At 71.7% G+C, this 23890-nt stretch carries 23 protein-coding genes and 1 pseudogene; 11 read left to right on the top strand and 13 right to left on the bottom strand.

All coding sequences use genetic code 11. From position 1 onward, the window contains the following. Positions 1 to 202: 202 nt before the first annotated feature. Positions 203 to 1207: pseudogene (locus KDK95_RS22820) on the bottom strand (Rv2578c family radical SAM protein); the annotation flags it as partial. A 140-nt stretch (positions 1208 to 1347) separates the two neighbouring features. Between KDK95_RS22820 and KDK95_RS22815 the strand changes: the two are divergent. From KDK95_RS22815 to KDK95_RS22800, 4 genes are all read left to right on the top strand, one after another. After that, positions 1348 to 1989: a GTP cyclohydrolase II gene (locus KDK95_RS22815; RefSeq protein WP_212520296.1), complete on the top strand. Its 642-nt coding sequence runs from the start codon at positions 1348 to 1350 to the stop codon at positions 1987 to 1989. A 78-nt stretch (positions 1990 to 2067) separates the two neighbouring features. Beyond that, the gene (locus tag KDK95_RS22810) at positions 2068 to 2523 is read left to right on the top strand and encodes a MarR family winged helix-turn-helix transcriptional regulator (protein WP_249161730.1); all 456 of its coding nucleotides are present in this window, start codon (positions 2068 to 2070) and stop codon (positions 2521 to 2523) included. Between the two features lie 267 nt (positions 2524 to 2790). Beyond that, positions 2791 to 4728 carry a cellulase family glycosylhydrolase gene (locus KDK95_RS22805; protein WP_212520294.1) on the top strand — a complete coding sequence of 646 codons (1938 nt, stop codon included), beginning with the start codon at positions 2791 to 2793 and terminating at the stop codon, positions 4726 to 4728. A gap of 296 nt (positions 4729 to 5024) precedes the next feature. Beyond that, positions 5025 to 5537, top strand: coding sequence for a GtrA family protein (locus KDK95_RS22800; protein ID WP_212520293.1), 513 nt, complete (start codon positions 5025 to 5027; stop codon positions 5535 to 5537). A gap of 7 nt (positions 5538 to 5544) precedes the next feature. Here KDK95_RS22800 and KDK95_RS22795 read toward each other — a convergent pair whose 3' ends face one another. From KDK95_RS22795 to KDK95_RS22785, 3 genes are all read right to left on the bottom strand, one after another. After that, positions 5545 to 6018: a DUF6884 domain-containing protein gene (locus tag KDK95_RS22795; RefSeq protein WP_212520292.1), complete on the bottom strand. Its 474-nt coding sequence runs from the start codon at positions 6016 to 6018 to the stop codon at positions 5545 to 5547. 350 nt (positions 6019 to 6368) lie between these two features. Then, the gene (locus tag KDK95_RS22790) at positions 6369 to 7064 is read right to left on the bottom strand and encodes a GNAT family N-acetyltransferase (protein ID WP_212520291.1); all 696 of its coding nucleotides are present in this window, start codon (positions 7062 to 7064) and stop codon (positions 6369 to 6371) included. 76 nt (positions 7065 to 7140) lie between these two features. Continuing rightward, positions 7141 to 7809 (bottom strand): TetR/AcrR family transcriptional regulator, encoded by a 669-nt coding sequence (locus tag KDK95_RS22785; protein WP_212520290.1) that lies wholly within the window; start codon positions 7807 to 7809, stop codon positions 7141 to 7143. Between the two features lie 101 nt (positions 7810 to 7910). Here KDK95_RS22785 and KDK95_RS22780 point away from each other — a divergent pair, with 101 nt between their 5' ends. The 3 genes from KDK95_RS22780 to katG all read left to right on the top strand — a co-directional run bounded on the left by KDK95_RS22780 (position 7911) and on the right by katG (position 11611). Beyond that, entirely contained in the window at positions 7911 to 8831 is a 921-nt protein-coding gene (locus tag KDK95_RS22780) for an aldo/keto reductase (RefSeq protein ID WP_307844574.1), read from the top strand. Positions 8832 to 8946: 115 nt separating this feature from the next. Beyond that, positions 8947 to 9384 carry a Fur family transcriptional regulator gene (locus KDK95_RS22775; protein ID WP_212520289.1) on the top strand — a complete coding sequence of 146 codons (438 nt, stop codon included), beginning with the start codon at positions 8947 to 8949 and terminating at the stop codon, positions 9382 to 9384. Between the two features lie 34 nt (positions 9385 to 9418). Then, the gene (katG, locus tag KDK95_RS22770) at positions 9419 to 11611 is read left to right on the top strand and encodes a catalase/peroxidase HPI (RefSeq protein ID WP_212520288.1); all 2193 of its coding nucleotides are present in this window, start codon (positions 9419 to 9421) and stop codon (positions 11609 to 11611) included. Positions 11612 to 11691: 80 nt separating this feature from the next. Here the strand turns inward: katG and KDK95_RS37105 are convergent, their stop codons facing one another. Genes KDK95_RS37105 through KDK95_RS22755 form a run of 3 tightly spaced genes read right to left on the bottom strand, consistent with a single transcriptional unit; the run spans position 11692 to position 13288 of the window. Next, positions 11692 to 11997 (bottom strand): DUF1876 domain-containing protein, encoded by a 306-nt coding sequence (locus tag KDK95_RS37105; protein ID WP_212520287.1) that lies wholly within the window; start codon positions 11995 to 11997, stop codon positions 11692 to 11694. Then, positions 11994 to 12197: a DUF1918 domain-containing protein gene (locus KDK95_RS22760; RefSeq protein ID WP_212520286.1), complete on the bottom strand. Its 204-nt coding sequence runs from the start codon at positions 12195 to 12197 to the stop codon at positions 11994 to 11996. Before KDK95_RS22760 ends, KDK95_RS37105 begins: the two co-directional genes overlap by 4 nt. A 47-nt stretch (positions 12198 to 12244) precedes the next feature. Continuing rightward, positions 12245 to 13288, bottom strand: a complete 1044-nt coding sequence (locus KDK95_RS22755; protein WP_212520285.1) for a LacI family DNA-binding transcriptional regulator — start codon at positions 13286 to 13288, stop codon at positions 12245 to 12247. 123 nt (positions 13289 to 13411) lie between these two features. Here KDK95_RS22755 and KDK95_RS22750 point away from each other — a divergent pair, with 123 nt between their 5' ends. The 4 genes from KDK95_RS22750 to pucL all read left to right on the top strand — a co-directional run bounded on the left by KDK95_RS22750 (position 13412) and on the right by pucL (position 18401). After that, positions 13412 to 14935 carry an MFS transporter gene (locus KDK95_RS22750; protein ID WP_212520284.1) on the top strand — a complete coding sequence of 508 codons (1524 nt, stop codon included), beginning with the start codon at positions 13412 to 13414 and terminating at the stop codon, positions 14933 to 14935. 3 nt (positions 14936 to 14938) lie between these two features. Further along, positions 14939 to 16063: a hypothetical protein gene (locus KDK95_RS22745; protein WP_212520283.1), complete on the top strand. Its 1125-nt coding sequence runs from the start codon at positions 14939 to 14941 to the stop codon at positions 16061 to 16063. Positions 16064 to 16131: 68 nt separating this feature from the next. Further along, entirely contained in the window at positions 16132 to 17493 is a 1362-nt protein-coding gene (allB, locus tag KDK95_RS22740; protein ID WP_212520282.1) for an allantoinase AllB, read from the top strand. Further along, positions 17493 to 18401: a factor-independent urate hydroxylase gene (gene pucL, locus KDK95_RS22735; RefSeq protein ID WP_212520281.1), complete on the top strand. Its 909-nt coding sequence runs from the start codon at positions 17493 to 17495 to the stop codon at positions 18399 to 18401. The genes allB and pucL overlap by 1 nt, the downstream gene beginning before the upstream one ends. Positions 18402 to 18421: 20 nt before the next feature. Here pucL and uraH read toward each other — a convergent pair whose 3' ends face one another. The 6 genes from uraH to KDK95_RS22705 form a co-directional block, all read right to left on the bottom strand. Continuing rightward, positions 18422 to 18760, bottom strand: coding sequence for a hydroxyisourate hydrolase (uraH, locus tag KDK95_RS22730; protein WP_212520280.1), 339 nt, complete (start codon positions 18758 to 18760; stop codon positions 18422 to 18424). Between the two features lie 4 nt (positions 18761 to 18764). After that, on the bottom strand, positions 18765 to 19256 hold the full coding sequence (gene uraD, locus KDK95_RS22725) for a 2-oxo-4-hydroxy-4-carboxy-5-ureidoimidazoline decarboxylase (RefSeq protein WP_212520279.1): 492 nt from the start codon (positions 19254 to 19256) through the stop codon (positions 18765 to 18767). Then, positions 19253 to 20281, bottom strand: a complete 1029-nt coding sequence (locus KDK95_RS37805; RefSeq protein ID WP_212520278.1) for a MurR/RpiR family transcriptional regulator — start codon at positions 20279 to 20281, stop codon at positions 19253 to 19255. Before KDK95_RS37805 ends, uraD begins: the two co-directional genes overlap by 4 nt. Beyond that, positions 20278 to 21519: an allantoate amidohydrolase gene (locus tag KDK95_RS22715; protein ID WP_212520277.1), complete on the bottom strand. Its 1242-nt coding sequence runs from the start codon at positions 21517 to 21519 to the stop codon at positions 20278 to 20280. The genes KDK95_RS37805 and KDK95_RS22715 overlap by 4 nt, the downstream gene beginning before the upstream one ends. Further along, positions 21516 to 22703 (bottom strand): pyridoxal-phosphate-dependent aminotransferase family protein, encoded by a 1188-nt coding sequence (locus tag KDK95_RS22710; RefSeq protein ID WP_372463371.1) that lies wholly within the window; start codon positions 22701 to 22703, stop codon positions 21516 to 21518. Before KDK95_RS22710 ends, KDK95_RS22715 begins: the two co-directional genes overlap by 4 nt. A 116-nt stretch (positions 22704 to 22819) precedes the next feature. Beyond that, positions 22820 to 23890: amidase family protein (locus tag KDK95_RS22705; protein ID WP_249161722.1), on the bottom strand; the 1071-nt coding region annotated here is incomplete at its 5' end.

Genomic DNA, 23890 nt, shown 5'->3' with positions numbered 1-23890 from the left:
CGACGTCGACGTCGACGTCGACGTCGAACAGCGTCAGTTGGGTGGGGTGCGGACGCGCGGGCGACTCCGCACCCCGATCCGGCCCCGCGGCTCGCTTCGACTCCCCAGCTCGCTTTGGCTCCGTATCCCGGTCCGACTCCGCGGCCCGGTCCGACTCCGCACCTCGCTTCGACTCCGCACCCCGCCTCGGCTGCGACCGCGTCTCCGGTTCCCGTTCCGCGTCCTGCACCGGCTCGCGGCGGTTCGAGCCGCGGGCCGACTGGTTCATGCCGAATTCCGCCGCGTACTCGCGCACGAGGCTGGTGACCTTCTCGCCGTACCAGGCGGGAAGATACGACCCGCGGCGGTAGAGGCCCCGGTAGCGCGGCACCAGGTCGGGGTGGTGTTCCTTCAGCCAGGCTGCATACCACTCGCGGGCGCCGGGGCGCAGGTGCAGCATCAGCGGGGTGACGGATCTGGCGCCGGCCTTCGCGATGGCCTCGACGGTGGCGCGCAGCTGCTCAGGGTCGTCGGCGAGGTGAGGGAGGATCGGGGCCATCAGCACCGAGCAGCCGATGCCGGAGTCGGCGAGGGTGCGGACGGCGTCGAGGCGTCGGGCGGGGCTCGGGGTGCCGGGCTCGACCTCGCGCCACAGCTTCTCGTCGACGAAGCCGATCGACATGCTCAGGCCCACGTCCACGTCGCGCGCCGCTCGCTTGAGCAGCGGCAGGTCGCGCAGCATCAGCGTGCCCTTGGTCAGGATCGAGAACGGTGTGCCCGAGTCGGCCAGTGCGGAGATGATGCCGGGCATCAGCCGATAGCGGCCCTCGGCGCGCTGGTAGCAGTCGACGTTCGTGCCCATCGCCACGTGCTCGCGGGTCCAGGACGTGCGTGCGAGCTCGCGGCGGAGTACCTCGGGTGCGTTGACCTTCACGACGATGCGCGTGTCGAAGTCCAGGCCGGCGTCGAAGTCGAGGTACGTGTGCGTCTTACGCGCGAAGCAGTAGACGCAGCGATGGCCGCAGCCCCGGTACGGGTTCACGGTCCAGTCGAAGAACGGCATGCTGCCGGGCACGCGGTTGAGCACCGTCTTCGCGCGCACCTCGTAGAAGGTCGAGCCGCGGAACGCGGGGGTGTCGAACGTGCGTACCACCGGGCCGGCCTCGAACAGCGCGCCCTGGCGGGCGCCGCCGTCCTCGGCGTCGATCAGCTGGCCGGACCATCTCACCCCGCCACTATAGAACGCATGTTCGATCAGGCGCCAGGGAAGAACCCGGGCCGCGGATGGGTTGTTCAAATTTGAAATCAGGCGTACGCTCGAGCCCGAGTTCAAATTTGAAGCCGACCGACATTCGTCAGGAGCACATCATGGCGACCGAGCTCCCCGCAGCCACCATCCGCACCCGCGTCACCATTCCGCTTCGCTTCCCCGACGGCTACTCCGTGACCGCCGAGGCCGTCACGTTCCACGGCCTGGTGGACGGCGCGGAGCACCTGGCGCTGCTGCTCGGCGAGCGTTCGAAGGGGACGGCGCCGCTGGTGCGGATGCACTCGGAGTGCCTGACCGGCGACGTGTTCGGCTCCACCCGCTGCGACTGCGGGCCGCAGCTGCGCGAGGCGGTCGAGCGGATCGAGAACGCCGGAGGCGTGCTGCTCTACCTGCGCCAGGAGGGCCGCGGCATCGGCCTGTACAACAAGCTCGACGCGTACGCGCTGCAGGACGCGGGCCTGGACACCTACCAGGCCAACCTGGCCCTGGGCCTGCCCGAGGACGGCCGCGACTACACCGCCGCCGCGCAGATGCTGGAGGCGCTCGGCGTCACCGAGCTCGACCTGCTGAGCAACAACCCGGACAAGGCGCGGCAGCTGCGCGAGCTCGGCGTGAAGATCTCCGAGACGGTGCCGACCGGCGTTCACGCGACGCCGGACAACCTGCGCTACCTGAGCGCGAAGGTCGAGCACACGCACCACACCATCGCGCTGACCGAGCCCTCCCGCGTGGCGGGCTGAACCGCGCCCGAGGTTTCGGGGAAGAGAAGTAGGCTGAGGGTCGTGGCTGAGCAGGTGGAGTGGTTGTCCGAGGACGAGATGAAGGCCTGGCTGGCGTTCTTCGCCGCCGCGGCCCTGGTGGACCGCAAGCTCGACCAGCAGCTCAAGGACGAGGCCGGCCTGACCCACGTGCAGTACGAGGTCCTCTCCCGGCTCAGCGACGCGCCGGACCGGGAGCTGCGGATGACCGAGCTCGCCGACACCCTGTTCACCACGCAGAGCGGCACGACGTACCAGATCTCGCAGTTGGAGAAGGCCGGGTACGTGCGCCGCCGGGAGTGCCGCGGCGGGCCGCGCGGGGTCTGGGCCGTGCTCACCGACGCGGGCTACGACGTGCTCAAGCAGGCGGCGCCCGGCCACGTCCGGGCCGTGCGCAACCTGCTGATAGACGTGCTCACCCCGGACGAGCGCGCCGCCGTCGCCAGCGGGCTCGGCCGGGTGCGCGACCGCATTCTCGCCGCGCAGGGTCCATGCGCGGGCAGCAGCAGCGGCTGAGGGGCTCGCGGGCGACCGCGAACGACCGCTATGACGGCCCCTGACAACCGCGGGCTACTGCTGACGACCCCTGACGATCGCCGACGCCCGCCGACGCCCCGACCCACACGACGTTGCCGAGGACGGGCCCGTCGGCGCGGCCGCGTCATCGTCCTAGCCGACTGCCGAGCGCGGGAATCAGACCCAGCCTTTACCGCCGGTTCCTTGCCCGCCCCTGCGGACCGGCGGTACGAACGGTACAGCTGCCCCGTGAAGAAGGAGTCTGCGATGGTGGACCGGAGGACCCGGCGTCCGTTGAGAGCGCTCTCAGCCCTGCTGCTCGCCGGAGCGACCGGCCTGCTCTTCGGCGCGTCCCTCGCTGATCCCGCGCCCGCTCGCGCCGCCGCGATCGGCACCCAGTGGTTCGACGACGCGGCCGACTCCGTGCTCACCGTGCAGAACGGCGAATACGTCGACGGATACGGCCGCGAGGTGGTGCTGCGCGGATTCAACGTCTCGGGTGAATCGAAGCTGGCGGAGAACGAGGGACTGCCCTTCGCGAGCGTCGCCGACGCCGAGAAGTCGGCTGCCGCGATGCGCCAGCTGACCGGCGCCGACGCCGTGCGATTTCTTGTCACCTGGGCCTACGTCGAGCCGGAACCCGGCCAGATCGACTACACCTACCTAGCTGACGTCGTCGCGCAGATGAAGGCTTTCCTCGACGAGGGGATCTACGTCTTCGTCGATTTCCATCAGGATCTGTATTCCCGCTACATCTTCAACTCGGGCAGCTGGTACACCGGCGACGGCGCTCCGGACTGGGTCATCGCGGACGGTGGCTATCCGACCGAGAACTGCGGAATCTGCGTGACCTGGGGCCAGAACCTCACCTCGAACGCGGCGGTCGAGGACGCCATGTACGACTTCTGGCACAACAGGACCCTGACGACCACCGCGGGCCAGATCTCGGTGCAGTCCGAATACCTGTCCACAGCGGAGACCTCGCTCGCGTACATCAAGTCGGCGCTCAGCACGGCCGAGTTCGACCACATACTCGGCGTCGACCCGTACAACGAGCCGTACGCGGGCAAGTACGACTCGGGCCAGACCAGCTCGAGCTGGGAGAGCGGCGTCCTGTGGCCGTTCTACGAGAAGTTCCGCGCTGAGATGGACGACGCGGGCTGGCAGGCCAAAGAGGCTTACATCGAGCCGAACGTCTTCTGGAACACGGACATCTCCGCCTACCAGCAGGCCGGCGGCCTGACCAACATCGGCTCGATCGGCACGCACTACGTCTTCAACGCGCACTTCTACGACGCGGCGGCGCTCTCCGGCATCCTGCTGCTGGGCGACGCGTCGGACGGCCAGTACATCTCCGAGTTCAACACCATCCGCGGCAACGCCTCGGCGCTCGGCACCGCGGCCATGGTCAGCGAGTTCGGCAGCCCTGTCACCGGATACACGTCGGACAAGAGCCCGAGCGTACTCAAAGCGATGTACCAGGCGCTGGACTCGGGCGTGGACGGCGCGAACTGGTGGACCGACGCCGCGGCGTCCTCGGGCTCGGTGCTGTCGGGCACGGAGTGGCAGTGGGACATCTACAACGGCCGGCACGACGAGCTGATGAACGGCAACTCCAGCAAGGTCGAGACCAGCGGCGACGCCTGGAACGGCGAGGACTACTCGGTCGTCGACATGGACAGCTCGGGCACCGTCGACCTGCGCTACTCCTCGAAGCTGCTCGACCGCGTCTACCCCGAGGCCGTGGCCGGCACGACGCTCGCGTTCACCTACGAAGACCGCTCCCCCAACGGCTCGACGACGATGACCTGGAATCCCGTGCCCTCGTCGATGACCGCGGTCTCCGCGCTCGTGGGCAGCGGCCAGTACAGCGTGCTGGTGTGGAAGTCGAACGGCGGCAGCGCGCCGACGCAGATCAACCTCCCGCTGTCGTTCACGGCCTCGAACACGACCGTGGTCTCCGACCTCGGATCCGTCCTCGACCCGCCGACGTACTCCGCCAGCAACGACGTCGCGGGCCACGCAGTCGCAGTCGCCGCGCTCCCGGGCGGAGGCGGCGCCGAGCGCCTGCTGCTGTCCGACCCCGGGGCATCGGGGACGGTGCATTTCGCGCTCGTCACCAACGGGTCGACGACCGCCACCGCGACGCAACTGGCCACGGCCCAGTCGGAACTGGCGAGTTGGGTGGCGAGCCAGAAGTTCTGAGTTTCCAGAGCTCCGGGATCGGCGGCGCTCCGTGAGGCGCACCCGCCGAGACGGAGTGACGCAGCGACGCAATACTCTGTCATTGGTCTGATCGACGCGGCCGGGATCGCGCTGAGCCCGAGATTCAGGCCGCGGTTCCGGCCCCGGATTCAGGCCGAAACTTTGCCTTGCTCAAAAGACCACGTGACGTTGTCATAGCTCTGCTACGACGTGGCCGCGGCCGCGGCGCCGGGGGGTGCCGGTCCGTTAGTGTCGGTATGCCAACCGCTCCCGAGACGTCAGGCAGGCGACCCGCAGTGGCACTGGTCAGGAACGTGTACAGCCGTGTTGAGCACCTGGTCCACGAGGTTGCCAAGTTCGGCGTCGTCGGCTGCGTCTCCTACGTCACCACGGTCCTCGTCGACCTCCTCTACCTGCAGGTGGAACGCGACGAACATCTCACCGCGTACGTCGTGGGCAACGTCGTGGCCACATGCGTGGCGTATCTGGGCAGCCGCTTCTGGACGTACAAGGAACGCGAGGGCGGCGGCGTGCGCGAGATGGTGCTGTTCGCGGCCATCAACAGCATCGCGATCGCGATGCAGGCCGGGATCGTGGCACTGACCTTCTACGTGCTGCACATGACGGGCAAGGTGCAGAACTTCTTCAGCGAATTCGTCCTCGCGGTCGGCTTCGGCATGGCGTTCCGGTTCTTCTGCTACCGGACCTTCATCTTCCCGAAGGCGGAGCCGGCGCTGGCCGCAGACGCATTCCGGTACAGCGAGCCGCTGCCGACGAGCGAGTCGGGGTCCGTGGTCCCCGCGCGTTGAACTCGGACTATCGCGGCTCGTCGCCCGCATCGCTCGCGCCCACGGTCGCCCTGCGTACCCGGGCGCCGAGGAACTCGATCGGGGCGGTGAGCGCGGCGGTGTAGGCGGAGCCGGCGCTGATCTCCACGACGTCGCCGCGGCCGAGCGGGCGGAGCGCGCAGAGCTGCTCGGCCACGAAGCGGCCCCAGGCTCGCTGGTAGTTCACCGACTGCTCCGCGAGGGAGAAGGAGTAGGGCGCCAGGACATCGCCGGGGGCGAGAAGCCCCCAGCGGCCGCTGACGACGAACCACGGCACACCGCTCGCCTCGGCCCGTGCCCGCCGACGTACGAACTGCGGGCTGACATACAGGTCGCGGGCCGCTGCGGGCTCGCTCAGCTGGGCGCTTCCACCTCCGACGAGGATGACGGACGCCGCGGTCGACGAGGCGGCCGAGGACGCGGCGGACGGTGACGCGGATCCAGCGCCGGGGTGCATGGGCATGGCAGATAGGTACACGATCGCGGCGCAGCGCGCCACACCGGGGTGGCGGGCGGGTGAAGCAAGCCCCCGAACACCGCGCGACTCAGCATCCAGCGAACCCCGAACCCCGCCGGCACCGGGCCAGCTCAGCCCTCACCCCACCTGAGCATCACGAAGCGCACCGGACAGCTCACCCCTCACCCCACCTGAGCATCGCGAAAGGCACCGGACAGCTCAGCCGTCACCCAACCTGAGCGTCGCGACAGGGCACCGGACAACTCAGCCCTCACCCCACGTGAGCATCACGAAGCGCACCGGACAGCTCACCCCTCAACCCACCTGAGCATCACGAAAGAAAGGCACCGGACAACTCAGCCCTCACCCCACGTGAGCATCGCGAAGGGCATCGGGCGGCGCAGCGTGAAGCCCAGGTTCTTGTACAGCCGGAGGGCGTTCTCGTTCGTCGCGGCGGCATGGAGGAACGGGGTCTCGCCGCGGGCGACGATGCCGGCGGCGACTGCTCGCAGCAGGCGGGCGGCCAGGCCCTGGCCGCGGTGGGCGGGGTCGGTGCAGACGGCGCTGATCTCGGTCCAGCCGGGCGGGTGCAGGCGCTCGCCGGCCATCGCCACCAGGGCGCCGTCGCGGCGGATACCCAGGTACGTGCCGAGCTCAATGGTGCGGGGGCGGAAGGGGCCGGGGTCGGTGCGGGCGATCAGGTCGAGGATCTCGGGCACGTCGTCGGCGCCCAGGACCACGGCTTCGGGGTCCGGCTTCGGGCCGACGCCGCTGCCCTCCATTTGCACGCCTTCGAGCAGTCGCACCGCGTGCCAGTCGTCGGGCCACCGGGTGGCGCCGGGGACGACGAACGGGGTGTCCGGCTCGACGAGGTGGACGGCGTCCTCCCAGGCGCGGGGGTCGGCCGGGTCGTCGAGGGCTGCGAAGACGGCGGCGTCGGTCCGGTAGCGCACGGCCCGGCCGTGGCGGCGCGCGAAGGGGGCGTGGTGGCCGTCCAGGGAGGCCGCGACGGGACGGTCGAGCACGTGGACGTCGTGGGGAGCGGCGGTCATGTGGTCAGTCTCCGATCGCGGATTTCGGGCTGTCAAAGGCGTTTCGCTGTTCGGAGCTCGGGCGCCCGGCACCGCGTCACGGCGCGGCAGGTGCCGTGCGCAGGCCGTCCATCAGGAGGTCGAACAGCCGCGTCGCCTGATCCTGCTGCTCGGGGAGCGCGCAGACGGAGACGATGCCGACCATGCTGACGACGACGTCCTCGGCCTCGACGTCTGCTCTGAGCGTTCCGGCCGCCGCGCCCGCGTCGAGGATCCGGCGCACGGCGGCGGACAGCTCTTCGCGGGCCTCGGACTTCGTGATCGTGCCGGATGCGACCAGCGCGCGCAGGGCGTCGCCCAGCCCGCGTTTGGTCGCGATGTACTCGGCGAAGCGGCCCATCCAGGCGCGCAGCGCGCGGTCGGGCGGCAGTTCGGCGAGCAGTTCGGCCGCCGTGTCGCACAGGCGGGTGCGCTCGGCACGGTATACGGCCTCGACGAGCGCCTCGCGGGTCGGGAAGTGGCGGTAGAGCGTGCCGATGCCGACGCCCGCCTCCCGGGCCACCGCCTCCAGGGAGACCTTGCCCTCCCCCGCGTTGAACGCCTGCCGGGCGACCTCGATCAGCCGCTGCCGGTTCCGCTGCGCGTCGGCGCGCACGCCGCCGGTGCCGCCACTGCCGCCACTGCCGCTGCTGTTGCCACGGCCACCGCTGCCGCTGCGGTTGCCACCGCTGCCGCCGCCGCTCGTGGTGGTTCGGGTGTCCGCCATGAACCGGAGGCACCTCCGTTTCTGCTACGCTGGCCTTACCGGAGGCTCCTCCGGTTAACTCTCACGCACCACGATAGCCATCTCCAGACGGGAGCGGAAACGTGAGCAGCGGCAATGGCGGGTCCAGCGGCAGGAACAGCGAGAGGAACACCGGCGTGCTGGCCGGGCGTCGGGTGGCCCGGGTCGGGTTCGGGGCGATGCAGTTGGCGGAGGGTTTCGCGCGGCCCAAGCCGAGCAGGGAGAGCGCGGTCGCCCTGCTGCGCACGGCGCTCGAACTGGGCGTCGACCACATCGATACCGCGGAGTTCTACGGGACGCGGGCGGAGAACGCGAACGATCTGATTCGGGAGGCTCTGCATCCGTATCCGGCGGATCTGGTGATCGCGACGAAGGTCGGGGCGGAGCGGGACGCGGACGGCAGGCTGGTGGCGGCGCAGCGGCCGGAGCAGCTGCGGGCGAGCGTCGAGGCCAATCTCGCGCGTCTCGGGGCGGAGCGGCTGGGCGTCGTGAACCTGCGGCGGCTGGACATGCAGCCGGGCATCCTGGCCGAGGGCGGCCAGATCGTCGATCTCGACAGCCAGATGGCCGAACTCGCCGCACTGCGCGACGAGGGCAAGATCGAGGGCATCGGGCTGAGCAACGTCAGCGCCGCGCAGCTGCGGCAGGCGCTGCCGCTGGGCATCGCGTGCGTGCAGAACTCGCACAGCCTGGTGGACCGGACGTTCGAGGACGTGCTCGACGTGTGCCGCGCGCACGGCGTGGCGTGGGTTCCGTTCTGCCCCTTGGGCTCGGCCTTCCCGAACCACCCGAAGGTGGTCGACCTGCCGGCGGTGCGCGAGGCGGCCGGTCGGCTCGGGGTGACGGCCGCGCAGGTGGGACTCGCCTGGCATCTCGCGTATTACGAGGGCACGCTGCTGATCGCCGGGACCACCGATCCCGCGCACCTGGCGGAGAACATCGCGGCGGCCGGCATCCGGCTCGACGCCGCGGTGCTCGGCGCGCTCGAGGGTGTCGGGAAGTAGCTCGGGGCCGTAGCGTCGGGGTGTGGCGAGGCGGGCGCGCGTTCCCCGGAACGCCGCAAGACTTGCACCTCTCGTTTACTTGAACTCTTCGCCTTTACGTGGATAGGGTGGCCGCATGACCGCATCCCAGACTCCGAACACCGCCGAGGAGCTGCGCGGTGCCGGCCTGCGGGTGACGGCCGCCCGGGTCGCGCTGCTCGAGACCGTCCGCGACGGCGCGCACCTGGACGTCGACGCGATCGCCGCCGGAGTGCGCGAGCGGGTCGGGCACATATCCCTCCAGGCCGTCTACGAGGCGCTGCACGCGCTGGCCGCGACCGGTCTGATCCGCCGGATCGAGCCCGCCGGCAGCCCGGCCCGCTTCGAGGGGAGGGTCGGGGACAACCACCACCACGTGGTGTGCCGCGCCTGCGGCCTGGTCGCCGACGTCGACTGCGCGGTCGGCGACGTGCCCTGCCTGACCGCCTCCGAGAGCCACGGCTTCGCCATCGACGAGGCCGAAGTCGTCTACTGGGGCCTGTGCCCCGACTGCCAAGCCACCCGCAGCTCCTGAGCATCGCACAACCGCAGCCGGAAGGATTCCACCCATGTCCGAGAACCACGAAGCACACGCAGAGGGCGCCGGCCAGTGCCCGGTCGCGCACAACCGCGCCCCTGAGCCGGTCCGCGGCGGCGGCAACCGCCAGTGGTGGCCGGAGCAGCTGAACCTGAAGATCCTGGCGAAGAACCCGGCCGAGGCCAACCCGCTGAGCCCGGACTTCGACTACGCGGCCGCGTTCAGCGCGCTGGACCTGCCGGCCGTCAAGGCGGACATCGCCGCGGTGCTCACCGACTCCAAGGACTGGTGGCCGGCGGACTTCGGCAACTACGGCCCGTTCATGATCCGGATGGCCTGGCACAGCGCCGGCACCTACCGGATCAGCGACGGCCGCGGCGGCGCCGGCGGCGGCCAGCAGCGCTTCGCGCCGCTGAACAGCTGGCCGGACAACGTCAACCTGGACAAGGCCCGCCGGCTGCTGTGGCCGGTGAAGAAGAAGTACGGCCAGTCCATCTCCTGGGCCGACCTGTTCGTCCTGGCCGGCAACGTCGCCCTGGAGACCATGGGCTTCAAGACCTTCGGCTTCGCCGGCGGCCGCGAGGACACGTGGGAGCCGGAGGAGGACGTCTACTGGGGCCCGGAGCAGGTGTGGCTGGACGACCAGCGCTACACCGGCGATCGCGACCTCGAGGACCCGCTGGGCGCGGTCCAGATGGGCCTGATCTACGTCAACCCGGAGGGCCCGAACGGCAACCCGGACCCGCTGGCCGCGGCCCGCGACATCCGCGAGACCTTCCGCCGGATGGCGATGAACGACGAGGAGACCGTCGCGCTGATCGCCGGCGGCCACACCTTCGGCAAGACGCACGGCGCGGGACCGGCCGACCACGTCGGCCCGGAGCCCGAGGCCGCGCCGATCGAGCAGCAGGGCCTCGGCTGGAAGAGCACCTTCGGCACCGGTGTCGGCGCCGACGCGATCGGCTCCGGCCTGGAGGTCACCTGGACCAACACGCCGACCCAGTGGAGCAACAACTTCTTCCGGATCCTGTTCGAGTACGAGTGGGAGCTGACCGAGTCGCCCGCCGGCGCCAAGCAGTGGAAGCCGAAGGACGGCGCGGGCGAGGGCACCGTCCCGGCGGCGCACGACGCGACCAAGAAGATCGCGCCGAACATGCTGACCACGGACCTCTCGCTGCGCTTCGACCCGATCTACGGCCCGATCTCGCGCCGGTTCTACGAGAACCCGGAGGAGTTCGCGGACGCCTTCGCCCGCGCCTGGTACAAGCTGACGCACCGTGACATGGGCCCGGTCGCGCGCTACCTCGGCCCGGAGGTGCCGAGCGAGGTGCTGCTGTGGCAGGACCCGCTGCCCGCCGCCACCGCCGAGCCGCTCGGCGCGGCCGACGTCGCGGCGCTCAAGGAGCAGGTGCTGGCCACCGGCCTGACGGTCTCCCAGCTGGTCTCGGCGGCCTGGGCCTCGGCCTCGACCTTCCGCGGCAGCGACAAGCGCGGCGGCGCCAACGGCGCCCGGGTCCGGCTCGAGCCGCAGAAGGGCTGGGCCGTCAACGACCCGGACAACCTGGCGATCGTGCTGCGCGCCCTCGAGGGCGTCAAGGCGGGCTTCGGCAAGCCGGTCTCGCTGGCCGACCTGATCGTCATCGCGGGCAACGCCGCGGTGGAGAAGGCCGCGAAGGACGCCGGCGTCGAGGTCGAGGTGCCGTTCCGCGGCGGCCGCGTCGACGCGTCGCAGGAGCAGACGGACGTCGAGTCCTTCGCGGCCCTCGAGCCGAAGGCGGACGGCTTCCGCAACTACGTCGGCAAGGGCAACCGGCTGCCGGCCGAGTTCCTGCTGCTCGACAAGGCGAACCTGCTCACCCTGACCGCCCCCGAGACCACGGTCCTGGTCGGCGGCCTGCGGGTGCTCGGCGCGAACTACGACCAGTCCGCGCACGGCGTGTTCACCGACAGGCCCGGCACGCTCACCAACGACTTCTTCGTCAACCTGCTCGACCTGGACACGACGTGGAAGCCGGTCTCCGAGGACGCGACCGTCTTCGAGGGCAGCGTGAACGGCACCCCGAAGTGGACCGGCACCCGCGCCGACCTGGTGTTCGGCTCGAACTCCGAGCTGCGCGCGCTGGCCGAGGTCTACGCGAGCGACGACGCCAGGGAGAAGTTCGTGCGCGACTTCGTCGCCGCCTGGGCCAAGGTCGCCGATCTGGACCGCTTCGACCTGGTCTGAGCCGTCCGGATAGGTGAACGACGTCCGGGCCGGCCCCTCCTCCTCGGGGCCGGCCCGGACGCTTCGCGTTCTGCGGGCCGTCAGACGAACAGGATGACCGGCTTGCCCTCGATCGCCTCGATGTCGGCGGCGGTGGACTGCACGAGGCGGGAGCCGAGGTCGATCAGCGCCCGGCCGATCGCCAGCTCGTCGCCGATCTCCGGCACGTCGAAGTCGGTCGCCTTGCGGCGGGCCTCGCCGCGGCCGGTCAGCAGCCGCCCGTTGACGAACAGTCTCGCGCGGGCCTCGGTGCACTCGTCGCGCTCGACCAGGTCGACCTCGAGCTGCCAGTGGTGCTTCTCGGACTTGGCGGAGCGGGACGGATTCGCGGATTCGACCGCGGTCACGCCGTGCTCGCCTGCCTCCCCGGGACGATCTTGGCGTCCGGGCCGGGGAAGATGAGCCCTTCGTGCTCGCCCTCGGACCAGTGCACCAGGTACGGCGGGGTGCCGTCCTCGCCGTGCACCTCGATGATCTCGCCCTCCTGCACCGCCTCGTCGAGGTGACGGGACATGATGACGAGCTTGTCGCCGACGTGTGCCTTCATCTCCGCGCTCCTCTCTGCGCCTCCTCCACTCCACGCTAGACCCGTCCTCAGGATCCGCCAGTGGAGATACGGCCCTGAGTGCTCTCCCGCACCACGAGCCGGTAGGGGGCCTCGATCTGGACGCTCTGCGCCGGCTCGGCGGCCTCGTCCGCGGCGTCGATGCGGGCGATCAGCTGGCGCACCGCGGATCGGGCGATCACCGCCTTGTCGGGAGAGATCGTCGTGAGCGTCGGGGTGGCGTAGCGGCCGTCCTCGATGTCGTCGAAGCCGATGACGGCGAGGTCCTCGGGCACGGACAGGCCGCGTGCGAGCGCCACCCGCTGCGCGCCGAGCGCCAGCAGGTCGGAGAAGCAGAACACGGCGTCGGGCGGCTCGGGCAGATCGAGCAGCCGGGCCATCGCGGCGGCGCCGTCCTCGCGGTGGTAGTGGCCGACCTCGACGAGCAGGTCCTCGTCCACGACGGCGCCGGCCGCGGCGAAGGCCCCGCGGAAGCCGATCGTGCGCAGTTTCGCCGTGCCGGTGCTCTCGTGCTGCACGCCGATGGCGGCGATCCGGCGGCGTCCCAGCGAGAAGAGGTACTCGGTCGCCTCGCGGGCGGCCCGGACGTTGTCGATCGCCACGTGGTCGACGCCGGCCGCGAACAGCCGCTCGCCGAGCAGCACCACCGGCGCGGAGGCGCGCCGGCCCTCGAGCGCCTCCTCGGTCAGCGACAGCGGGCTGGCGATCACGCCGTCGAAGTTCACCCCGCGCGCGTCCTCGGTGACGAGTTCGCGTTCGCGCCGCTCGTCGCCGTCGGTCTGGTCGATCAGCACGGTGTAGCCCGCGGTGCGCGCCTCATGGATGATCAGCCGGGCGAGCTCGGCGAAGTAGGGCACGTCGAGCTCCGGCACGACGAGCGCGAGCATCTTCGTGCGGCCGAGCTTGAGGTTGCGGGCGAGCAGGTTCGGGCGGTACCCGAGCTCGTCGATCGCCGCCTGGACCCGGGCGCGGGTGTCGTCCGCGACGTACACGTAGTCGTTGACGACGTTTGACACGGTTCGTACGGATACGCCCGCGCGCAGGGCGACGTCCTTGAGCGTCGGCGCCGCCATCGGCACCCCTTCCTCTCGTCGTGGCCACCAGCTTAGGGTGCATCGTTGCAAAGCGCTGCATCCCGTCCCACTCCGCGAACCTGAAAACGTATGACGTCCGATGCATGAGAAGATGCGGGCGCCATGGATGCCATAGACAGAGCCGCTGCCCCTGTCCCCGTTCCACCACTGGGCCCGTCCGCCGCGACCGCCTCCGCGGCCGCCGGACGCGTCGCCGACGATCGTGCCGCCGCCGAGCACGCGATCCGGGCCGCCGCGATGGCCGCGGATCTCGCCGATCCGGCCGCGGACCTCGCGGCGAGCGCCGCCGCCACCGCCGACGCACCCCCGGCCGGGGCCCGCGTCCCGACGCGCGCGTGGATCATGTGGTCCGCCGCCGTCGCCGTCTACTTCGTCGCCGTCTTCAACCGCAGCAGCCTCGGCGTCGCCGGGCCGGATGCCGAGCAGCGCTTCGGTATCAACGCCGCGTCGCTCTCGACCTTCTCCATGCTGCAACTGCTCGTCTACGCGGCGATGCAGATACCCGTCGGCCTGCTCGTCGACCGCTTCGGCCCGCGCAAGCTGCTGATGACCGGACTGAGCGTCATCTGCGTCGCGCAGGCCGCGTTCGCCGCCGTCGACTCGTTCGGGCTCGCGCTCCTCGCGCGCGGGCTGCTCGGCTGCGGCGACGCGATGGTGTTCATCAGCGTGCTGCGGATCGTCGTCGCGTGGTTCCCGAGCCGCCGCGTCGCCCTGGTCACGCAGCTGACCTCGCTCGCGGGCGCGGCCGGCGGCATCGCCAGCGCGTGGCCGCTCGCCTGGGCCCTGCGCGAGCTCGGGTGGAGCGGCACGTTCCTCGCCGTCGCGGCGATCGGCGCGTGCGTGCTGGTGCTGCCGGCCGCGATCGTCCGCGACACCCCGCACGGCTCGGCCGCCCACGTGACCCGGCACGCCGCGCGGCTGCGGGACCAGATGCGCAATGCGTGGTCGCGCCCGCAGACGCGGCTGGGCCTGTGGATCCACTTCACCACCGGCTTCCCGGCGGCGGTGTTCGGCCTGCTGTGGGGCTACCCCTTCCTGGTGCAGGGCGAGGGCGTCGGCTCCGGGGCGGCGAGCGCGCTTCTCACATTGCTGATCTGCGCGAACATGGCCTGCTGCTTCGCTTTCGGCATCCTGCTGACGCGGCGGCCCGAGCTGCGCGTGCCGCTCGCCCTCGGCGTCGCGGCGAGCACCGCGCTCGCGCTCGCGGCCGTCCTGCTGTGGCCGGGGCGCGCGCCGCTGTGGCTGCTCATCGTGCTCGTATTCGCGTACGCGGGCAACGGCGCCGGGTCGATGATCGGGTTCGACGTCGCGCGCAGCGCCAGCCCGCCGGAGCAGCTGGGCACGGCGTCCGGCATGGTGAACATCGGGACGTTCATCGCCTCGGCGATCACGCTCGTGGCCACCGGAATCCTGGTGGACGCGACCGGCGCCGAGCACGCCGCGTCCGCGGCGGCCGCGCTGGACGGGTTCAAGGTCGCGTTCTGCTTCCCCTACCTGCTGCTCGCGCTCGGCTCGGTCCAGATCGTGCGGCTGTCGCGGACCGTGCGCCGCGGTGCCGGTTCGCCCGCCGGTGCACTGTCACTCTCTTGGTCCTACCAGCAGGGAGTCCCCGTCCGTCAGGATTGAACGGTGAACAGGACCCTTCTCGTGCAGACCCTCGCCCGGGGTCCGCTGGTGGCCCGCGAGCGCATCAGTGTGCTCACCCGCTTCGAGCATCCGACGCGCGGTTCGGTGCGCTGCCCGGCGGCGCCCGCGTTCGCCGCGACGCTCGCCGAGCGGCTGCGCCCGGGGGCGGGGCTCCCGGGCCGGGACGTGCTGCTCGACTCGGACGTCGACGCCCGCCGGCACACCCGGACCACGATCACCGCCGCGGTCAGCTACCTCGACCGGGACGGCCACGCGACCGGGCTGGCGGCCGCCCTGCCCGCCGACGACTCGGCGGCGCTCGACGCCGTGCTGCGCGCGCTGTGCGAGTGGACCTCCGTGATCCACACCCGCCGCATCCTGGTCGCCGAACAGCCTTCCTGCGCCACCGCGACCGCGGCGACGGCCATGTGCCCGCACCGCCGCTCGGCGCACGCGTCAGTCCTCGACTTCGCGCACCGCGGCGACACGATCGTGCTGGTCGCCGAGCCGGACAACCCGCTCGCCGAGCAGCTGGCGGCGGACGCGCGCGGCGCCGGGGGCCGGGCGGAGGTCGTGCGCGAGCCCGCGACGATCGCGCTCGACGACGTGAACCCGAACGCGCTCTCGTTCGTCATCGTGCCCGGCACGCGCATCGAGTCGGCGATGCCGATCGTGCGCGGGCTGCGGGAGCGCTTCCCCCGGCTGCGCGGCCAGCACCCCGACGAGTACTGCTACGGCCGGTCGGACTGGTACGAGACGGTCCGGTCGGTGGCGGCCGCGAGCGAGTGCGTGCTCGTCCTGTGCGAACCGGCCGAGCCGACGGACCCCACGGTCGCCGCGGTCGTGGACGCGCTCGGCGTGCCCTGCGTGCGCGTCACCGATCCGGTCGACCTGCGGCCGGAGCAGCTCGCGCACCGCTCGATCGGCCTGATCCCGGTCGGCTCGGTCACCGCCGACAAGCGCGTGGCGGAGGCGATCGACCTGTTCGGCGGCCTCGGCCAGCTCTCCGCCCGGCGCCGCGCGACGCGGACCGAGCCGATGCGGCCGTCCTCGCTGAGCCAGGGGACGAGGCCGGGCACGGTGGTCCAGGACGCGACCGGCTGGTGGGGGTCCGGGCTGCTCTCCTGACGCCGGTACAGCGGACGTAACCGGCGTGTCGCGCGCGTGAAACGACCGGTTGGGTACCGTGAAGTGCAATGTCTCACGATCTCGTCGTCAGGTCGGAAGCCGTCCACACACCGCAGGGCCCGAAGCCCGGCGCGGTCGTCGTGGACGGCGAACGGATCACGTCCGTGCTCCCCGTCGATGCGCCGGTCCATGCGCGCCGCGAGGTCGTACTGCCGCGCGACGAGGTGCTCATCCCCGGCGTCGTGGACACGCACGTGCACGTCAACGAGCCGGGCCGCACCGAGTGGGAGGGCTTCGCCACCGCGACCGCCGCGGCCGCGGCGGGCGGCGTGACCACGATCATCGACATGCCGCTGAACAGCGTTCCCCCGACGACCACCCCGGAGGCCCTTGCGGTCAAGCGGAAGGCGGCGGACGGCGCGTGCTCGGTCGACGTGGGTTTCTGGGGCGGGGCCGTGCCGCAGAGTCTCGGGCACCTGGCGGCGCTCCATCTGGCCGGGGTCTTCGGCTTCAAGGCGTTCCTGTCGCCCTCCGGGGTGCCGGAGTTCGAGCATCTGAGCGCGCAGCAGTTGACGGCCGCGGCGGCGGAGATCAAGGACTTCGACGGCCTGCTGATCGTGCACGCCGAGGACCCGCACGTGCTCGCCGAGGCGTCGTCCGCGACCGTGGTGGGGCGCGGCTACGGGAGCTTCGCGGCCAGCCGACCGGACACGGCCGAGGTCGCGGCGATCGAGAACGTGATCAAGGCTGCTCATGCGACCGGAGCGCGTGTCCACATTCTGCATCTCTCGTCGGCCGCGGCGCTGCCGAGGATCGCGGAGGCGCGGAGCGAGGGCGTGCGGATCACGGTCGAGACCTGCCCGCACTACCTGGCCTTCGCCGAGGCGGAGATCCCGCCGGGCGCCACCCAATTCAAATGCTGCCCGCCGATCAGGTCCGCCGAGAACCGCGACCTGCTCTGGCAGGGCTTGCAGGACGGCGTCATCGACATCATCGCCTCGGACCACTCTCCCGCGACCGCCGAGCTCAAGCTGGCCGGCGGCGGGGACTTCGAACGCGCGTGGGGCGGGATCGCCGGGCTCCAGGTCGCGCTGCCGGCGGTGTGGACGGCCGCCGCGTCGCGCGGCATCCCGCTCGGGTCAGTGCTCGAATGGATGAGCGCGGGCACGTCCCGGCTGGTCGGCCTCGCCGATCGCGGCCGGATCGAGCAGGGGGCGCGGGCCGACCTCGTGGCCTTCGCGCCGAACGAACCCGTCCGGGTCGCGGCGAGCGCGTTGCTGCACCGCAATCCGGTCAGCGCGTACGACGGCGCGCGGCTGATCGGCGCCGTGCGGCGGACGTGGCTCGCCGGCGCCGAGGTGTTCGGACCGTCGCCGGATCAGCCCCCGACACCGCGCGGCCGGCTACTGGAGAGAGGAAGCCACCGCTGATGGCGATCGTGCTCGGCCCCAACCGGTACGGCAAGGCGGAGAGCCGCGTCGTGCGGATCCAGCGCGACACGCCGCGCCACGAGATCCGCGACCTCAACGTCTCGACCGCGCTCCGCGGCTGGTTCGACGCGGCGCACATCGAGGGCGACCAGTCGGCCGTCCTGCCGACCGACAGCCAGAAGCAGACCGTCTACGCGTACGCGAAGCAGGCCGCGTGGGACACGACCGAGGAGTACGCCCTCACGCTGGCCAGGCACTTCGTGGACGACATCGAGCCGGTCGACACGGCCCGCGTCGAGATCGAGGAGTACGCGTGGGAGCGCGTGACCACGGCCGACGGCGCCGAGCACGACCACACGTGGGTGCGCCGCGGCCCCGAGGTGCGGACCGTCGCCGTCACCGTGTCCGGCGCGGGAGCCGCGCAGCGCACCTGGGTCGTCGGCGGCGTCAAGGATCTGACGATCCTGAAGTCCACCGGCTCCGAGTTCCGCGGCTTCCTCCAGGACCCGTACACGGTCCTCGAACCGGCGGCCGACCGCGTGATGGCCACGTCGCTCGTGGCCGGGTGGCGGTTCTCGACGCTGGAGGTCGACTGGGATGAGGCGTACGCGAGTATCCGCCAGGCCTTGGTCGCCACCTTCGCGAACCTGCACTCGCTCGCCCTGCAGCAGACGCTCTACGCGATGGGCCGTGCGGTCCTCGAAGCATGCCCGGAGGTCGCAGAGATCCGGCTCTCGGCCCCGAACAAGCACCACTTCGCCTACGATCTGGCCCGCTTCGGCATCGAGAACCGGGGCGAGATCTTCCACGCCGCCGATCGCCCATACGGCCTCATTCAGGCCACCGTCATGCATGACGACGCCGAGGACGCGGGTCCCGCGTGGGAGTCGTTCACCGGTTTGGTCTAATTGAGCGCGCCCGGCCCGCGTCAGCTGCCGCGGTAGGTCGAATAGGCGAACGGGCTCAGCAGCAGGGGCACGTGGTAGTGCGCGGCGGCGTCGGCGAGCTCGAAGACGATCGTGACCTCGGGATAGAACGTGTCGGTGCCCTGGGCCGCGAAGTACGTCCCGGTGTCGAAGCCGACGCGGTAGCGGCCCTCGGGGAGGCGGTCCGGGCCGAGCTCGTTGATCCGGCCGTCGGCGTCGGTGGTCCCGGTGCCGACGACGTGCCATGCATCGCCGCCGTGCTGCTCCAAGGTGACGAGGACGCCTGATGCCGGTGCGCCCTTCGCCGCATCCAGCACGTGCGTCGTGACGTGGCTCCGCACCTGGCTACGCTCCCATCCCGATCAGCCGCGTCAGCCGGAGCAGCGCGATCTCCCGCAGTTCGGCCGCGACGATCCGCAGGTCGTCTTCGTCGTCGAGCGCCAGGCGGCGCGATTGCTCGGCCAGGATCTCGGCGCGGGTGCGGCCGGCCGCGCGGATCAGGAAGACGCGGCCGAAGCGGGCCTCGTACGCGGCGTTGCCCTGCGCGATCCGCGCGGCAAGCTCGGCGTCGCCGGCGTCCGGGGACTGCTGCTCGGATCGGGAGAACGCGGCCGACCTGCCGGATCCCGTCGGGCGCTCGCCGATCCGCGGGTGGTCGGCCAATGCGAGCTCGACCTCGGCGGCTTGGAGCGGATCGGCCGCGCTCGCCGCGCGGTCCAGGAGTTCGGCCGCGGAGGCGAAGGGCGCGGCCGACGCCACCTCGTCGATCCAGCGCGGCACGGCCAGGCAGGAGCGCAGCAACTCGCGCAGGTCGGACTCGGGCGCGTCGAGGATCACCAGGGCTCCTCCAGTTCGTCGAGCTCCTCATACAGTCCGCTGATCACGGAGACGCGGGTGCGCCCCTGCCGCGTGCGCCGCGCGAGCGTCGCGGTGGCCAGCACGTTGACCAGGCTCATCGCGGCGGCGTAGCTGTCGAACGGCGACGGCGCGTCGAGCGGCACGGGCAGGAAGTGCGCCACCCGATCCTGCCACGGTTCGAGTGACTCGTCGCCGATCAACACGACCGGCACACCGCGTGCGGCCAATACTTCGACCAGGCGGGCGAATCCCCGGGGACGGCGCCGGAAGCCGACGAGCACCGCGGCGTCGCTCGGTCCGAGGGCCGCCAGGTCCTCGCCGAGGCTTTGGCCGGGCACCGGCAGCAGCGCGACCCGGCCGCGGATCTGGGCGAGTTGCTGCCGCAGGTGCAGGGCAACGGGGTAGCTGTTGCGGCGGCCGATGACGGCGACCGCCTCGGCCGAGGCGAGCAGCGCGGCGGCCTTCTCGGCCCGGCCGTCCGCGAGGGTGCGAAGCAGCATCGACTCCAGGTTCCGCAGCTCGGAGGCCAGATGCGCGGCGAGCGTGGACGAGCCTCCGGCGACGGTCGACGCGTCGGCGGAGGCTTCGTATGCTGACGAGGCCAGATGCGCGGCGAGCGTGGACGAGCCTCCGGCGACGGTCGACGCGTCGGCGCAGGCTTCGTATGCTGACGAGGCCAGATGCGCGGCGAGCGTGGACGAGCCTCCGGCGACGGTCGACGCGTCGGCGGAGGCTTCGTATGCTGACGAGGTTCCAAGGGGTGTGCCGAGGCTGCGCAGTGTTCGCGCCTGTGCGCGGACCTGAGCGAAGTCCTCGTAACCGAGCCGCCGCACGAGCCGTGACACGGTCGCCTTCGACACGCCGCTGATCTGCGCGATCTCCGACGCGTTGTAGACGGCGAGGTCGTCGAGGCGATCCAGCACGACGTCGGCGGCGCGCTGCTCCTGCGGCGAGAGCGAGGCGTAGAGCCGGTCGATCCGCTGCCCGAGCCCGGCGTCGTTCACTGCGGCGCCGCCGCGTACTCCTCCGCGAGGTTCAGCACCGCCGCGTGCATCGCGTCGATCGCGTGTGACACGTCTTCCTCGAGCACTGACTCGTCGGGGTGGTGGCTGACGCCGCCGGCGCAGCGCACGAAGAGCATGCCGACGCGGGTGAGCGCGGCGAGCGCCATCGCGTCGTGGCCCGCCGGGGAGAACAGGTCGAGCGGATCGGCGTCGCCCGTTGCGCTGATCGCCCGTGACAGGGCGGACCGCAGCCTCTCGTCGCAGTGCACTGTCTCCGCGGCGTGCGTGTGCTCGACGTCGACGCTCAGCCCTCGGCGTTCGCACGTGTCGCCGATCGCGGCGAGAAGGACGTCCAGGCCGTCGTCGCGGATATCGTCGGAGGTCGCGCGCACGTCGAGGCTGAACGTCGCCGCGCCGGGCACGACGTTGACCGCACCGGGCAGCGCTCCGACCCTGCCGATCGTCGCGATGAGCCCGAGGCCGGGGGCCAGCGATTCGACCGCGACCATCGCCTCGCTCGCGCCCGCGAGGGCGTCGCGCCGCATGGCGTACGGCGTCCCGGCGTGCGAGGCCCGGCCGGTGACCGTGACCAGCATCCGTCGCGCGCCCGCGATCGTCGTGACGAGACCGAGCGCCCGGCCGCGCTGCTCGAGGATCGGCCCCTGCTCGATGTGCGCCTCCAGGTAGCCGATCACGTCCGCGGGCCGCCGCGCCGCGCGTCCGATCGCCTCCGGATCGAGTCCGAACGCGGCGAACGCCTCGTGCAGCGACACACCGTCCGCATCCGTGCAGTGCCACCATGCGTGGTTCCAGGTCCCAGCCACCGCGCGGCTGCCCAGCAGCGTGGCGCCGAAGCGGGTGCCCTCCTCGTCGCCGAAGCCTATGACCTCGACCGCGAACGGAAGCGCGTTGCCGCTGCGCCGGATGCGCGCGGCTACCTCGATGGCGATCATCACGCCGAGCACGCCGTCGTACCGCCCGGCTCGCGGCACTGTGTCGAGGTGCGAACCGAGCAGCAGCGCCGGCAGGCCAGGACGCGCGCCTTCCAGCCGTCCGCACACGTTGCCCGCGGCGTCCTGCCAGGTCGCGAGACCGGCCTCGGAAAGCCACTCGGCGACGGTGGCGTTCGCGGCCTTGTGCTCGACGGTCAGGTAAGTGCGCTCGATGAACGTCTCGGGCAGCGCCGATATCGCGGCCATCTCGTCGCAGCGTTCGATGACGTTCCGGGCCGCACTCATGCCGCCGCCCCCTGATATGCCTCGCGCGCCGCCTCGACCCCGCCGCCGACCGGGACCTTCGCCCCGGCGCCGCGCAGCACCTGCTCCAACGCGGCCAGCGTCGTGAGGACCGCGTCCTTGCGCGCGTTGTAGCCCATGGCCCCGATCCGCCAGACGCGGCCGCGCAGCGGGCCGAACGACGTGCCGATCTCGATGCCGAACTCGTCGAGCATTCCGCCGCGCACGGCGGCGTCGCTTACACCGTCCGGGATCAGCGCCGCGACCACGTTGTTCATCCGATGCCGCTGGTCGCCGAACACCTCCAGGCCGAGGCCCCGCACTCCGGCGGCCAGCGCGGATCCGTGCAGCTCGTGCCGTCGCACGGCCGCCTCCATCCCCTCCTCGACCAACAGCGCCGCGCATTCGCGCGCGCCGTACAGCGCGCTCGTGGCCTCGGTGTGGTGATTCAGCCGACGGTCGCCCCAGTAGTCGAACAGCATGGCCATATCGAAGTAGTTGGATCCGATCCGCAGCTCGTTCTCCACGTCTCCGGCCTCGCGCAGCCCCTCCTCGATCTGGCGGCGTCCGCCGATAACCTCGACCGCGCGGGGGGAGAACGTCACCGGCGCCGTTCCCGAGGGGCCGCCGAGGCATTTCTGCAGGCCAGCTGTCGCCGCGTCGATCCCCCACGCGTCCGCGGCGAACACGTTCCCGCCGAGGCTCGCCGTCACGTCCGCGTACAGCAGCGCGTCGTACTCGGCGCACACCGCGCCGAGCCCGTCCAGCGGCTGGAGCATCGTCGTCGACGTGTCGCCGTGCACCATCGCGAGCAGCCGCGGCCGGACCCGCCGGACCGCCTCCGCGATCGCGGCGGGATCGAACACCGTCCCCCACTCCGCCTCGATCGTGTGCACCTGCGCGCCCGCGCGCTTCGCGATCTCGACGAGCAGGTGCCCGAAGCGCCCGAAGACCGGCACGAGCACGCGCTCCCCCGGAGCGACGAGCGAGACGAGCGCCGCCTCGATCCCGGCCCGCGACGTGCCGTTCACCAGCAGCGTCTCCCGGTTGGCCGTGCCGAAGACGGTCCGGTAGAGCGCCGAGGTCTCCGCCATGTACGCCGTCATCGCCGGGTCGTACTGTCCGATCAGCGGCACCGACGATGCCCGCAGCACGCGCGGATGCGCGTTGACCGGCCCCGGCCCCATCAGCAGCCGCGGCGGCGGATCGAGCGGGCGAGGCGGGGCCGCGGCGGCGTCGGCGGCGTCGACCGCCGTCGCGGGCCGGGCCGTGACCACGTCGGCCGCCCTCGCGGGCATCTCAGTCATCTGCTCTCCTTCGCCAACGCGCCTGCGCGCCGCACCAGTTCGACGTCCGAGCCGCGCGGCCCGAGCAGGCTCAGCCCGACCGGCGCGCCGTCGCTCTCCAGCAGCGGTGCCGAGATCGCGGGCCGTCCGAGGATCGGCGCCAGGCAGGTCAGGGTAATCGTCGCCGTGCGCACGGCATCGAGCGTCGCCGCGTCCGCCGTGCGCAGCGGTGCGGCCGTCGGGGTCGCCGGCAGAACGAGCACGTCGTCGCCCAACACGTCATCTACCCGCTCGCGGAAGCCTCGCAGCGTCGCGCGCGCCTCGTCTTCGGCGGACGCGTCCACTGCCGAGGCCCATGCGAACCGCGCCGCGACATCGGCGCCCAGCGTGTCAGGGTGTTCCTTCACCCACGTGCCGTGCACCCGCCAGGCCTCCGCCGCCTGCACCACCCGAAACGCCGCATACGCCGCGTCCAGGCCGCCGATCTCCACCTCGCGCATCCGCCCGAGCCCGCGCGTCACCGCACCGAACGCCTGCCGAACCCCCGCGTCCGCCGGCGCCAGCGCGTCCTCGCAGACCACGACCTCCCCGAGTGGTGGGACGCCGGTCCCGCTCGTCTCCGTCGCTGCGAACACAGTCCGCACGACGCGCTCCAGCAACTCCGCCGACCGCGTCAGCCACCCGACCGCGTCGAAGCTCGGCGCCAGCGGCAGCACTCCCTCGCGGCTCACCGCTCCGTACGTCGTCCGCAACCCCCACAGCCCTTGCCACGACGCGGGAACCCGCACCGAACCGGCCGTGTCCGTTCCCAGCCCGACGCTCGCCTCGATCAGCGCCACCGCCGACGCCGGCCCGCTCGACGAGCCGCCAGGCATCCGCGACGGCGCCCGCGGATTCGGCGGTGTCCCGTAGTGGGCGTTCGCCCCCACGATGCTGTACGCGAACTCATCGGTCCGCGCGATCCCTTGAATCGACGCCCCCGCGTCCACGAGCGCCCGCACGGCTTCCGCGTGCTCACCGGCCGGGCCCGCCGCCTCTGCCGACGCTAGGTACGCCGGATTCCCCGCCCCGACCGCGTACCCCGCCAC

This window comes from Actinospica acidithermotolerans, assembly GCF_018139625.1.
In the GTDB taxonomy this organism is placed as follows: Bacteria; Actinomycetota; Actinomycetes; order Streptomycetales; family Catenulisporaceae; genus Actinospica; species Actinospica acidithermotolerans.
Note: the sequence above shows the minus strand (reverse complement) of the source record. Positions and strands in the feature narration are given on the sequence as shown.